Annotated in this window: 12 protein-coding genes; 4 read left to right on the plus strand and 8 right to left on the minus strand. The window is 73.3% G+C overall.

Annotated features, from left to right (window positions below; genetic code table 11):
- Positions 1 to 2: 2 nt before the first annotated feature.
- The 7 genes from E2C05_RS01330 to E2C05_RS01360 form a co-directional block, all read right to left on the minus strand.
- Entirely contained in the window at positions 3 to 554 is a 552-nt protein-coding gene (locus E2C05_RS01330) for a gluconate 2-dehydrogenase subunit 3 family protein (RefSeq protein WP_133217794.1), read from the minus strand.
- A gap of 29 nt (positions 555 to 583) precedes the next feature.
- The gene (locus E2C05_RS01335) at positions 584 to 979 is read right to left on the minus strand and encodes a VOC family protein (RefSeq protein ID WP_133217795.1); all 396 of its coding nucleotides are present in this window, start codon (positions 977 to 979) and stop codon (positions 584 to 586) included.
- Positions 980 to 1,059: 80 nt separating this feature from the next.
- Complete coding sequence (locus tag E2C05_RS01340) at positions 1,060 to 1,365, minus strand: ribbon-helix-helix domain-containing protein (RefSeq protein ID WP_133217796.1); 306 nt, start codon at positions 1,363 to 1,365, stop codon at positions 1,060 to 1,062.
- Between the two features lie 66 nt (positions 1,366 to 1,431).
- The gene (locus tag E2C05_RS01345; protein WP_133217797.1) at positions 1,432 to 2,223 is read right to left on the minus strand and encodes an HpcH/HpaI aldolase family protein; all 792 of its coding nucleotides are present in this window, start codon (positions 2,221 to 2,223) and stop codon (positions 1,432 to 1,434) included.
- Positions 2,224 to 2,280: 57 nt separating this feature from the next.
- Positions 2,281 to 2,643: a hypothetical protein gene (locus E2C05_RS01350; protein ID WP_133217798.1), complete on the minus strand. Its 363-nt coding sequence runs from the start codon at positions 2,641 to 2,643 to the stop codon at positions 2,281 to 2,283.
- A 74-nt stretch (positions 2,644 to 2,717) separates the two neighbouring features.
- Entirely contained in the window at positions 2,718 to 4,394 is a 1,677-nt protein-coding gene (locus E2C05_RS01355; RefSeq protein WP_133217799.1) for a cisplatin damage response ATP-dependent DNA ligase, read from the minus strand.
- A complete protein-coding gene (locus E2C05_RS01360; protein WP_133217800.1) occupies positions 4,391 to 5,509 on the minus strand; it encodes a ligase-associated DNA damage response exonuclease in 1,119 nt (372 codons plus the stop codon). The genes E2C05_RS01355 and E2C05_RS01360 overlap by 4 nt, the downstream gene beginning before the upstream one ends.
- Positions 5,510 to 5,683: 174 nt before the next feature.
- Between E2C05_RS01360 and E2C05_RS32700 the strand changes: the two genes are divergently transcribed.
- From E2C05_RS32700 to pdeM, 3 genes are all read left to right on the plus strand, one after another.
- Positions 5,684 to 6,688, plus strand: a complete 1,005-nt coding sequence (locus E2C05_RS32700) for a sensor histidine kinase (protein ID WP_200305822.1) — start codon at positions 5,684 to 5,686, stop codon at positions 6,686 to 6,688.
- Between the two features lie 132 nt (positions 6,689 to 6,820).
- A complete protein-coding gene (locus E2C05_RS01370; protein WP_133217801.1) occupies positions 6,821 to 9,376 on the plus strand; it encodes a ligase-associated DNA damage response DEXH box helicase in 2,556 nt (851 codons plus the stop codon).
- Positions 9,373 to 10,080, plus strand: a complete 708-nt coding sequence (gene pdeM, locus E2C05_RS01375; RefSeq protein WP_133217802.1) for a ligase-associated DNA damage response endonuclease PdeM — start codon at positions 9,373 to 9,375, stop codon at positions 10,078 to 10,080. The genes E2C05_RS01370 and pdeM overlap by 4 nt, the downstream gene beginning before the upstream one ends.
- Here pdeM and E2C05_RS32705 read toward each other — a convergent pair.
- Positions 10,058 to 10,648, minus strand: a complete 591-nt coding sequence (locus tag E2C05_RS32705) for a fasciclin domain-containing protein (RefSeq protein WP_158291869.1) — start codon at positions 10,646 to 10,648, stop codon at positions 10,058 to 10,060. The genes pdeM and E2C05_RS32705 overlap by 23 nt on opposite strands.
- A gap of 937 nt (positions 10,649 to 11,585) precedes the next feature.
- Between E2C05_RS32705 and E2C05_RS01385 the strand changes: the two genes are divergently transcribed.
- Positions 11,586 to 13,006 (plus strand): cryptochrome/photolyase family protein (locus tag E2C05_RS01385; protein WP_456306469.1); only part of this gene is annotated, 1,421 nt, incomplete at its 3' end.

Raw genomic sequence — 13,006 nt, forward strand, 5'->3', positions numbered from 1 at the left:
GATCAGGTCTCCGGCAGCCAGTCGATGTCGTTGAAGCCGCGCTGGATGTAGCCGCCGTGCTCGTGGCTCGATCCCTCGTAGCCGAACTTCGCCCAGACCTCCTTCTGGTTGTAGAGCGAGACGACGAGGTCGCCGCGCAGCTTCTGGAAGAAGGCGGATTTCTCGACCGACTTCAGGATCTCGACCCGCTGCTCCTCGGCGGCGACGCGGATGTAGTCGCGGCCGAAGCGCTTCTTCGCCTCGGCATCCAGCTGCGCCGCGCCTTCCTCGAGCAGGGTGCGGAGCTGGGCATTGCCGGCGGCCATGTCGTCATAGGGGACGACGGCGGCGATATAGTAGCGGTCCGCCAGCCGGTCATGCGGGAAGATGTCGCGCGCCGCGCGCGCCAGCACCGTCATCGTCGCCGGCTTGATGTGGCGCAGGTCGGCCGCCCAGGCGGCATCCGGCCCGATGGTCAGCCCCGCCGCGGCCGCCGCGGCGGCGGCCGGCGCGGTGGCGGCGCCGCGCAGGAACACGCGGCGGCGCACCGTGGTGCGCTTGTCGATCTCTCGCATTCTTGGTTCCTCCCTCGCCCTGCGGGCGTTCAGTCGAAGCGGCCGAAGCGCTGCAGCACTTCCGTCTTGTACCCGTCCGGATCGGTCACGAAGAAGAAGCGCGCCATCGGCCTGCCGTCATGCGCCATGTCCCGGATCGGCCCGGCCTCGATGCCGGCCTTGGCCATGCGGGCATGCTCGGCGTCCAGGTCCTCGACCGACACCGCCAGGTGGCCATAGCCGTTGCCCAGCTCATAGGGCTCGGTGCGGCCGTGGTTCACCGTCAGCTCCAGCTCGAAGCTGTTCTCCGGCGTGCGCAGGTAGATCAGGGTGAAGCCGTCGAAGGCGAGGCGGTCCTTCACCTCCAGCCCGAAGGCGCGGCGGTAGAAGTCGAGCGAGCGCGCCTCGTCCAGCACGCGGATCATGGAATGGATGAGCTTGGCCATGCGGCGTCCCCGTCGTCTCGCGGGGACCCTGCCGTGGCCGCCCGGGGGGCGGGTAGTAGCCGGCTACTGCAACGGGAAATTCAGGCGGCCAGGCGGCGGCGGGCGGCCACTTCCTCGGCGTGGCGATCCTGGTTCTCCAGCCAATGGAGGCAGGTCACCCGCAGCAGGGATGCGAAATTGCCGATCTCCCCGCGCCGGGCCAGGACCTCGTCATGCAGGGTGGTGAGGAAGCGGCTGACCGAGGTGCCCTCGACCTCCGCGATGCGCTCCAGGATGCGCCAGAAGGCGGCTTCCAGCCGGATGCTGGTGCAATGGCCATGCAGGCGGATGGCGCGCGTCTCGCTGGCATAGGTGGACGGGTCCTGCGAGGCGAAGACGTTGCACATGGACGTTCTTCCCTTCGGGGGTTGGCCGCCGGCCCGGTGTGCGACCCGGGCCGGGGCGGGTAAGGGCTAACCCGCCGGCTGCAACCCGCGCAAGAACTTCGCGCGCGACGTCGCGCCCGTCATCAGGAAGGATTGGTCATTGCCCGAAAGGAGGAGGCGGGCGCCGATCCCGATATAGGTCCGGGCGTGCACCTCGTCGTACACCCCGCCCATGCCGAGGGTCTTGCCGTGCCGCTGGCAGGCGGCGCCGACCGCCGCATAGGCCGCCCGCACCTTCTCGTGCCCGATCTGGCCGCTGATGCCGAGGCTGGCGGTGAGGTCGCTGGTGCCGATCATCAGCGCATCGATCCCCGGCACTGCGGCGATGGCATCCGCCGCCTCCACGGCCTCCGGCGTCTCGATCATCACGGTGACCAGGATCTCCCGGTTCAGCTCCACCTGCGCCTCGGCGTTGGAGGGCGGCTGCATGGCATAGGCGAAGGGCGGGCCGCCCCAGCTCCGCGTGCCGACCGGCGGGAAGCGGTAGGCGGCGGCGACGGCGCGGGCTTCCTCGGCGCTGTCCACATGCGGCACCACCACGCCCATGGCGCCGTTGTCGAGGGCCCGCGTACCCTCGAACAGCGCATCCTTGCAGCAGCGGACGATGGGCGTGACGCCCTGGCTGAGCGCGGCGATGGCGATCTGCGTCGCCTCCTGCACGCTCATCGCGCCATGCTCCATGTCGATGAACAGCCAGTCATAGCCGGCGGCGGCGGCGATCATGCCGGTGGCGCTGGTGCGCAGGTGGTGCACGCCGAAGCCGAGCGCGAGCTCGCCGGCGGCAAGGCGCTGCTTTACCCGGTTGGCCGGTAGCGGCATGGTGCGTTTCCCCGATGGTTGCTTCGGGGGAAAGCGCACCATGCGCGGGGGCCCGGGTCAATCCGCCGGCGCCCGCCGCATCACGCCGTCCTTCAGCCAGACCACCAGGGGCGTCGTGCCGGTGGCGCTGCTCTCCACCGCCCCCCAGCGCCCGGCGCGGCAGAGCACGCCCCCGGCCAGCGGCACCGCCTCGAAGAGGGCGTAGTTCACGAAGACCTCGCCGGCCGGCGTGGTGGCGGTGAAGCGGGTGACGCAGCGGTCGCCGACCACCACCGGACGGTATTCGTCGATGATCACGCCGCCGCCGCCGGTGCTCTCGAAGCGCGGCGGCAGGACCGGCCAGGCGGCGGGATCCGGCATGGCCGGGGCGCCGGCCGGCAGCAGGACGGCCAGCACGGCGCAGGCGGGGCGAAGGGTCATGGTGGCGTCTCCCGGACGGGTGCGGGGACGTTACGGGCGGTGGCGGAGCATGGATGCAGCCGGGCGCGGGCGGCTCAGTCCGCGGCCTCCCCCTCCGGCGCCGCCCGCCGCTCGACGAAGGCCATCAGCATGTCCAGCCGGTCCGCCTCGCTCGCCGGCTTGTCCGTGCGGATGCGGGCGATGCGCGGGAAGCGCAGCGCGACGCCCGACTTGTGCCGGGTGGAGAGCTGCGCCGCGTCGAAGATCACCTCCAGCACCAGGTGCTTCTCCACCTCCCGCACCGGGCCGAAGCGGCCGGTGGTGTGGTTGCGGATCCAGCGGTCCAGCCAGGCCAATTCCTCGTCGGTGTAGCCGGAATAGGCCTTGCCCACCGGGACCAGCTCCTCGCCCCCCTCCCCGTCCGGCCGCCAGAGGCCGAAGGTGTAGTCGGAATAGAAGCTGCTGCGCTTGCCATGGCCGCGCTGCGCATACATCAGCACCGCGTCGATGCTCAGCGGCTCCCGCTTCCACTTCCACCACAGTCCCTTCTGCCGCCCGGCGACATAGGGGCTGTCGGCGCGCTTCAGCATCAGCCCTTCGATCGAGGCGGCCCGCGCCCCGTCGCGGATGCCGCCGAGCTGCGCGAGCGACGCGAAGGCGATCTGCGCCGAAAGGTCCATGCGCGGCGGCGACACCCGCGCCACCCAGTCCTCCAGCCGGGCCCGGCGGGCGTCGAAGGGCAGCGGCCGCAGGTCCTCCGTGCCTTCGAACAGCAGGTCATACAGGCGGACGCCGACGGGGAAGTCCCGCATCATCGTCGCCGTCACCTGCTTTCGGTTCAGCCGCTGCTGCAGGTCGGCGAAGGGCGCCACGGCCCCGTCGCGGATCACCAGCAGCTCGCCGTCCAGCACCGCGTGGAAGTCCATGGCCTCGACGATCTCGGGGAAGGCGCCGGTGATGTCCTCCCCGCCGCGGGACCACAGCCGCCGGCCGCCCGGCCCGGCGGTGAGCTGCACGCGGATGCCGTCCCATTTCCATTCGGCCCGCCAGGCCGGGGGGTCGAGCGCGGCGAGGTCGGCATCCTCCAGCGGATGCGCGAGCATCAGCGGGCGGAAGACCGGCGCCTCGCGCGGGTCGGGCTTCTCGTCGCGCCCTTCCAGCCAGCGGAACAGCGGCAGGTAGGGCGGCGCGACGCCGTGCCACACCTCCTCGATCGCGGCGACATCCTGGCCGGACCATTCGGCCAGGGCGACGCGCGCCAGCCGCCCGCTGACGCCGACGCGGAGCCCGCCGGTGATGAGCTTGATCAGCGCCAGCCGGCCGGAGGAATCGAGCGTATCCAGCCAGCCGCCGATCAGCGCCGGCAGCTCGGCCTTCGGCGTCAGCTCCAGCGCCTCCACCACCTCCGACAATGCGGGCGGCGGCGCATTGACGATGTATGTCTCGGCCTGCGCTTCATGTTCCCCGCCTGCGGCGCCCCGCGGCCGCAGGCCCCGCTGCGGCCAGATCAGCGCCACCGTCTCGGCGAAGTCGCCGACATAGTCGTGGCTCAGCGCCAGCAGCACCGGGTCGGTGCGCGCCGCCACCAGGTCGCGGATCAGCGAAGGCTTGGCGGTGGTGAAGACCAGCTCCTCGGTCAGCGCGGCCAGGCCGACGCCGCGGTCCGGGTCCGGCTGGGTGGCGAACCAGTCCCGCAGCAGGGCCAGCTTGGCATTGCGCCCGGGGGTGAAGACCAGCCGCTCCAACAGCGCGGCGAAGGCGGGGACGCTCATAGGCCTTCGCCGCGGCTCACGGCCGCCACATCGGTCCCAGCGGCAACCCCGCGAACCGCGGCTGCATCGCCTTCCCCTGTGGCGGGGGGCGCTTCCGTCCCGCCCTCATCCTCCTCGCCCAGCCCCACCAGGTGCAGCGCCCGCCCGCGGATGCCGCGCTGCCCCAGGGCATGCACCAGCGCATCGTCGCGGCCATGCGTCACCCAGACCTCGGGCGCGCCCACCTCGTCCACCGTGCGGTTCAGGTCGTCCCAGTCGGCATGGTCGGAGATGACCATGGGCAGTTCGACGCCCCGCAGCTTCGCCCGCTGCCGCACCCGCATCCAGCCGCTGGCCACCCCGACCACCGGCTCGGTCAGCCGGCGCGCCCAGCGGTCCTGCACGGCGGAGGGCGGCGCCAGCACGATGGCGCCCCGCAGCGCCGCCTTGTTGGCGACCGTCGCCGGCTCCAGCGGGCCGAGCGCCACGCCCAGCGATTCGTACAGCTTGCAAAGGGCGGCCAGCGCGCCGTGCAGGTGGATCGGCCGGTCCCAGCCGGCCTCCCGCAGCAGGCGGATCAGCCTCTGGCACTTCCCCAGCGCATAGCAGCCGACGACATGCGTGCGGTCCGGGAACAGCGCGAGGCTCTTCAGCAGCTTGGCCACCTCCCCCTCCGGCGGCGGGTGGCGGAAGACCGGCAGGGCGAAGGTCGCCTCGGTCACGAAGACGTCGCAGGGCACCGGCTGGAAGGGGGCGCAGGTGGGGTCGCGCTGGCGCTTGTAGTCGCCCGAGACCACGGCGCGGCTGCCCTGCCAGTCCAGCACCACCTGGGCGCTGCCCAGCACATGCCCGGCCGGCACCAGGCGGATGGCGACGCCGCCCTGCTCCAGCACCTCGCCCGGGCCGATCGGCTGCTGCACCGCGCCGGCGCCGCCCTCGCCCATGCGCGCCCGCATGACCGCGAGGGTCTCGACCGTTGCCAGCACCGCCTGGTGGCCGGGCCGGGCATGGTCGGCATGGCCATGGGTGATCACGGCGCGGTCCACCGGCCTGACCGGGTCGATGAAGAAGCCGCCCGGCTCGCAGTACAGCCCCTGCGGCGTCACGCGCAGCCAAGTCTCTGGATGCGGAGGCATGTATTACGCTGCGTCCCTTCTCCTGGGGCCCAAGGCAAAGCTGTGGTGGCGGCAACGCCCGGCAAGCAACACCGTGATTTGGGCGGAACCGCTCGGCCTGTCATGCGTCACTCGGGACCGGGTCCGCAACGGGACGGCACGGGGGTGGCGGTGGAGGAGGCAGGATCGGAGGGCTTGGACCCGCTCGACGACGAAGCGCGCTTCCGCGCGCTGGCCGATCATGCCCCGGTGATGATCTGGCGCACCGGCCTGACCATGGGCTGCGACTACTTCAACCGGCCCTGGCTGGACTTCACCGGCCGCAGCATGGACCAGGAACGCGGCGAGGGCTGGGCCGACGGGGTGCACCCGGAGGACCGCGAGCGCTGCCTGCGGAGCTTCGCCGAGGCCTTCGCGGCGCGCAGCGAGTTTAGCATGGAATACCGCCTGCGCAGGCATGACGGGGCGTGGCGCTGGGTGCTGGACAAGGGCCGCCCGGTCTACCGCGACGGCGCCTTCGCCGGCTTCATCGGCAGTTGCACCGACCAGACCGACAGCCGGCAGGCGCTGGAGGACCATCGCCGCGCGCTGGAGGAGCGCGAGACGCTGCTGGCGGAGCTGCACCATCGGGTGAAGAACAACGCCCAGGCGACCACCTCCTTCCTCGGCCTGCAGGCCAGCCGCGCCAGCGACCCCATGGTCGCCGCCGCCCTGCGCGGCGCGGCCACGCGTGTGATGCTGGCAACGCTGGTGCAGGACCGCATGTTCCGCGTGCCGCCCGACGCCGGGGTGGAGCTGGGCGCCGAGCTGGCGACCACCGCGCGGATGGCGCTGGAGATCACCGGCCGCCCCGGCATCACGCTGGACCTGCAGCTGGAGGATGCGCTGGACCTGCCGGTGTCGCAGGCGACCCCCCTGGCGCTGATCGTCAACGAGCTGGTGGTGAACGCCGCCCGCCATGCCTTCCCTGACGGGCGGGCCGGCCGCGTCGCCCTGTCGGTCCGCCGCGCCGGCCCCGGCCTGGGGGAGGTGGTGGTGGCGGATGACGGAATGGGCCTGGCGGAGCCGCCGCGGCGCAACACGCCGCAGGGCTGCCTCGGCCTGCACCTGGTTCCCCGCCTGGCGCGGCAGGCGCATGCCAGCCTGAAGCTGGACGGCAGCCAGGGCGTGCGCGCGACCATCCGCTTCGCCTGCCGGTAGCGGCCGCCGTCCCGCGAACCCGCCCGGGCGGATCGTCCGGGCCGCCCGGCCGCCCCGGTGCCGCGGCCCGGGCGGAGGATGCATCGGGGCCGGCTTCACGGAACTGCGCCCCGCCGCCATAGTGACGGCCGGATGCGAACATTGCCGGAACCTTTTGCCGCCTGGTTCGCCGGGCGGGGCTGGACGCCGCGGCCGCACCAGCTGGCGCTGCTGCGCGCGGCCGAGGCGGGGGAGAGCGCCCTGCTCATCGCGCCCACCGGGGGCGGCAAGACGCTGGCCGGCTTCCTGCCGAGCCTGATCGACCTTGCCCGCGCCCCGCGGGCGGGGCTCCACACCCTCTATGTCTCGCCGCTGAAGGCGCTGGCGGTGGACATCGCGCGGAACCTCACGGCGCCGGTCGAGGATCTCTCGCTGCCCATCCGCATCGAGACCCGCACCGGCGACACGCCGCAGAACCGCCGCGCCCGGCAGAAGGAGGATCCGCCCCACCTCCTGCTGACCACGCCGGAGAGCCTGGAGCTGCTGCTCTCCCAGCCCGCGGCCACAGAGTTCTTCGCCGGGCTGTCGGCGGTGGTGGTGGACGAGATCCATGCGCTGGCCGGCACCAAGCGCGGCGACCAGCTGGCGCTGGGCCTCTCGCGCCTCGGCACCCTGGCGCCTGCGGCGCGGCGGGTCGGGCTCTCGGCGACGGTGGCGCATCCCGAGCCGCTGCGCGCCTTCCTCTCGCCGACCGGGCAAGCGGCGGATGTGCGGCTTGTGCAGGTGCGCGGCGGCGCGGCGCCGAAGCTGACGGTGCAGCTGCCCGAGGGCCACCTGCCCTGGGGCGGCCATATGGGCCTGGCCAGCGCGCCCGAGATCTACCGGAAGATCCGCGAGGCCCGCGTCACCATCGTCTTCGTCAACACCCGGGCCCAGGCGGAGCTGGTCTTCCAGGCGCTGTGGAAGCTGAACGACGATGCGCTGGCGATCGCCCTGCATCACGGGAGCCTCACCGTGGAACAGCGCCGCAAGGTCGAGGCGGCGATGGCACTCGGAAAGCTGCGGGCGGTGGTCGCCACCGCCTCGCTCGACCTCGGCATCGACTGGGGCGACGTGGACCAGGTGATCCAGGTCGGCGCGCCGAAGGGCGTCGCGCGGCTGCTGCAGCGGGTGGGCCGCGCCAACCACCGGATGGACGAGCCCAGCCGCGCCGTCCTGGTCCCCGCCAACCGCTTCGAGGTCATCGAATGCGCCGCCGCGCTGGAGGCGGTGCGGCATGAGGAGCTGGACGGCGACCCGCCGCGGCCCGGCGGACTCGACGTGCTGGCGCAGCATGTGCTGGCCATGGCCTGCCACGCGCCCTTCGACCCGGATGCGCTGTACGCGGAAGTGACCCGCGCCGCGCCCTATGCCGGCCTGACCCGCCGCGACTTCGACGACGTGGTCCGCTTCGTCGAGGATGGCGGCTATGCGCTGCGGGTCTATGAGCGCTTCCGCAAGCTGTTCCGCGATTCGGAGGGGCTGGTCCATGTGCGGGACCAGCGGGTGGCGCGGCAGCTGCGGATGAATCTCGGCACCATCGTGGAGACGCCGATGGTGAAGGTCCGCTTGCGCGGCGGGCCCCTGCTGGGGGAGGTGGAGGAGTGGTTCGTCTCCACCCTGCTGCCCGGCGACGGCTTCATGTTCGCCGGGCAGGCCCTGCGCTTCGAGGCGCTGGACGGGATGAGCGCCATCGTCTCCCGCGGCGGCACCCGGGGGGAGCTGCGGGTGCCCGCCTATGCCGGCAGCCGCATGCCGCTGACCACCTGGCTGGCGGCGCGGGTGCGGGAGATCCTGCACGACCCGAAGAAGTGGCGCCTGCTGCCCGACCCGGTCCGCGACTGGCTGCGCCTGCAGCAGAAGCGCAGCATGCTGCCGGAGCAGGACGGGCTGCTCATCGAGACCTTCCCGCGCGGCGGCCGCTGGTTCCTCGTCGCCTACTGCTTCGAGGGGCGGCTGGCGCACCAGACGCTCGGCATGCTCGTCACCCGGCGGATGGAGCGGCTGGGCTACGGCCCCATGGGCTACCTCGCCACCGACTACGTCCTCGCCGCCTGGAGCGCCTTCGAGCCGACCGATGTCGAACCGCTGTTCGAGGAGGACATCCTCGGCGAGGATCTCGAGGAATGGATGGCGGAAAGCAGCATGCTCCGCCGCACCTTCCGCAACATCGCCACCATCGCCGGGCTGATCGAGAAGAACCACCCGGGGCAGGAGAAGTCCGGCCGCCAGATGACCATGAACTCCGACCTGATCTACGACGTGCTGCGCAAGCATGAACCGGACCACATCCTGCTGCGCGCCACCCGCCAGGAAGCCGCCGGCGGGCTGACCGATGTCGCCCGGATCGGCCTGCTGCTGGCCCGGGCGAAGGGCCGCATCCGCCACCAGGTGCTCGACCGCGTCTCGCCCCTTGCCGTGCCGGCGCTGATCGAGGAGGGGCGCGAATGGGTCGCCGGCGGTGCCGAGGACGCGCTGCTGGCCGAGGCGGCGGCGCTGGTGGAGGAAGCGACGGATGGCGACGAGGTGTTCTCCGGGATCCTGGCCGAGGTGACCGAGGGCGTGCGCGCCAACCCCGGCCGGGTGGTGGACAAGCCCCGCCAGCGCGACCGCAAGCAGCGCTTCAACCGCTTCATCCGCAGCGCGCCGAAGAGCGTGAGCGGCGCATGACCCCGGCGCCGCTGCACGTGGCGGGGGAGCGGCTGATGCTCGACCCCGCCGGGCTGCTCGCCTGGCCGGCGCGCCGGACGCTGGTCGTCGGCGACCTGCACCTGGAGAAGGGCAGCCATTTCGCCCGGGGCGGCCGCTTCGTGCCGCCCTACGACACGCGGGAGACGCTGCAGCGCCTGCACCTGGCGCTGCGCCGCTGGCGGCCGGCGCGCGTCATCCTGCTCGGCGACAGCTTCCACGATGCCGGCGGCGCCGGGCGGCTGGCCGCCGAGGATGCAGCGCTGCTGCGGCGGATGCTGGACGGCGTGGAACTGCTCTGGGTGCTGGGCAACCATGATCCCGTGGCGCCGGCCGGCCTGCCCGGCACGGCGCTGGAGGAGGTGCAGGACGGGCCGCTGACCTTCCGGCACGAGGCGCGGCGCGGCCCGGTGAAGCCGGCCGAGATCAGCGGCCATTTCCACCCCAAGGCCACCATGCCGACGCGCTGCGGCGGCGTGACGCGGCCCTGCTTCGTCGCCGATGCCTGGCGCGTCATGCTGCCGGCCTTTGGCGCCTATACCGGCGGGCTGGATGCCGGCGACCCCGCCATCGCCGGCCTCTTCCCGCGCGGCGCGCGGCTGTTCCTGCTGGGGCAGGACCGGCTCTACTCCATGCCCACCGGCCCTGCCCGCGGCCTGCGGGTTACGGCAGCAGGATCTGCGTGACCGGGTAGATGATGCCGTTGGTGGCGATGATCGGCGCGCCGTCCACCGCGGCCGGCGGCAGCACGTTCAGGCCGCCGACACCGAAGGTGGAGGATTGCCGCTCCGGCGCCGGGTTCGTCACCGCGATGGTGCCGCCCTGCGACGCGATGCGCAGCACGCCGCCCGCCACCGTCTTCATCTGCCGGTCGCCGGTCATCTGCTCCGGCGTCAGGGCGATGCCGGGGATGACATGGTAGCCGATGAGCGAGCGCAGCCGGACGATGTCCGGGCTGGCGCCCGACAGCGTGCCGCCGCCGCTGCCGCCGGTGCCCTGCGCCAGCAGGTCCTGCAGCATGGCGGCGGAGGCGCCGTTGAAGGCCGCGTCGGTCGGCGCGAAGAGCGTCATCGGCCCGGCGCCGCGGAACTGGTCGGTGGCGCCGCCGCGGCCAATGATTTCCAGGAAGCGGTTGAAGCGCGGGTCGCCGGCCAGCGTGTCCACGACGTTGCGCATCTGCGCCTGGGCCAGGCGGGGCAGCGCCAGCAGCGCGGCGCCGGCGACCAGGACCTGGCGCCGGTTCGAGATGGGCATGCGGAATCTCCTTCTGCGGGGCGACGGCGCGCCGGGGTTGACGCTGCCGTTTGTGCCCCGCCGCAACGCCACAGAACCGCATCGGTTCGCGCCGGGACCGACCGGCGCGGGCAGCACATCCGCGTTGCCGCCGCGCCCTGCCGGAAAACCTTCCAGCGCCGCCGGGTGTCGTCGCCGGCCCGCGGCGCGGCCCGATGCCTCGCGGGAACCCGCAGGCGGCCGGCAGCGGCGGGCAATCTCGCGCCACGCTCGGCGGGCCGGGGCGGTGCGGCGGCCGGTCATCGCGCCGGCCTCGCCCGCGCCGGTCCGTTCGAAACCTCCACATGCGCAGCCAGCGCCCGGAAGAACATCCATCCATGGGTTACGTGCTGGCTTCGACCTTGCCGGAACGGGGCATGCACCAGCAACGTCGTCACCTGGCTGGCCCGGGCGGCACGAGCGGCGTGGCGCTGCCGGATGGCGCCGTCTTCACGGTGCCGCCTGCAGCCTCCTGTCGCCTGGTTCGACCGGTCGCTGACCCGTTCCCAATCGGCCCCGGCCTCAAGCTCTCCCCCTCGCCGGCAGGTTGCGTCGTCCGGCGGGGGAGCGGCTTGCACCGCGATGGTGTCGGATCCCGCGCCTGCTTCTGGTTCCTGCTAGGATCCTTCGTCGGCCAAGGCCCCGCCGGCGCCCGCGCAATGCGGGTCCAGGGCAGGGTCGGCACCGCCGACCTGCCCGTCCCGACCATCGAGTTCTGCCTGGAGCCGATGCCGGAGCCGGCGCGCCTCACGCGGCGCCGGCCTGCCCGGCCTCGCCGGACTGCGCCGCCGCCGCGCCGCCCGAGCCCCGCCGCCGGGCCCCGCGACCGGACCTCCCCGGCGCCGGGCGGAGTATCCCCATGCCTCGCCGGCGCCGGCCTCCCGCGCCCGCGGCCGCACCCTACATGGAGGGGATGGCCATGCCCCGTCCCGCCCTCGCCTGGTTTCGCCAGGATCTCCGCCTTGCCGACAACCCTGCCCTCCGTGCCGCCGCCGAAGGGGGACGCCCCGTCCTGCCCGTCTTCGTGCTGGACGATGCCGCGGCCGGCCCCTGGGCCGCCGGCGGCGCCGCCCGCTGGTGGCTGAAATCCTCGCTCGCGGCGCTGGGGCGGGACCTGGCGGCGCGCGGCGCGCCCCTGCTGCTGGCGCGCGGCCGGGCGGAGATCGTCATCCCGGCGCTGGCCGAGGCCACCGGCGCCGCCGAGGTCCTGGCCGGCCGGCTCTACGAGCCCTGGGCGCGGGAGCGCGACCGGCGGGTGGCCGAGGCGCTGGGCGCGGCCGGCCGCGACCTCCGCCTCCTCACCTCGACCCTGCTGCGGGAGCCGGAGACGGTGCGCAGCGGCACCGGCCGGCCCTATGCGGTCTATTCGCCCTTCGCCAAGTCGGTGATCGGCATGGGTGAGCCGGAGGCGCCCCTGCCCGCGCCCGACCGCCTGCGCCCCCTCGCTACCCCGCCGCCGGGGGAGGCGCTGGACAGCCTGCCGCTCTACCCCGTGCCGGGGGAGCCGGACTGGGCGCGCGACTTCGGCACGCTCTGGCAGCCGGGGGAGGATGGCGCGACGGCGCGGCTCGGCCGCTTCCTCGCCGGGCCGGTGACGGGCTACGCCAACGGCCGCAACGACCCGGGCACCGAGGGCACCTCCGGCCTGTCGCCGCATCTCCGCTGGGGGGAGATCTCGCCGCGCCAGGTCTGGCATGCGGTGCGGGGCGCGCTGCCGAAGGACCCCGAGCTGGCGAAGCCGTTCCTCGGCGAGATCCTGTGGCGCGAGTTCAGCTACCACCTGCTGTTCCACCGGCCGGAGATGCCGGACCGGGCGCTGCGCGACCGCTTCGCCGCCTTCCCCTTCCAGCCCGATGCGGCGCTGCTGCAGGCCTGGCAGCGCGGCCGCACCGGCTATCCCATCGTCGATGCCGGCATGCGGCAGCTCTGGCGCTTCGGCTGGATGCACAACCGGGTGCGGATGATCGCGGCGTCCTTCCTGGTGAAGCACCTGCTGCAACCCTGGCAGGCCGGCAGCGCCTGGTTCTGGGACACGCTGGTGGATGCCGACCTCGCCTCCAACAGCGCGTCCTGGCAGTGGATCGCCGGCAGCGGCACCGATGCGGCACCCTATTTCCGGGTGTTCAACCCGGTGCTGCAGGGCGAGAAATTCGACCCCGAGGGGCGCTATGTCCGCCGCTTCGTCCCGGAACTGGCCCGCCTGCCGGATCGCTGGATCCACCGGCCCTGGGAAGCGCCGGCGGCGGTGCTGGCGGGGGCCGGCGTGGCGCTGGGCCGCGGCTATCCGCGGCCGGCGATCGACCATGCCGCGGGGCGCGACCGGGCCCTGGCCGCGCTGCG

Origin of the sequence: Paracraurococcus ruber (assembly GCF_004353985.1) — a bacterium.
GTDB classification, from domain to species: domain Bacteria; phylum Pseudomonadota; class Alphaproteobacteria; order Acetobacterales; family Acetobacteraceae; genus Paracraurococcus; species Paracraurococcus ruber.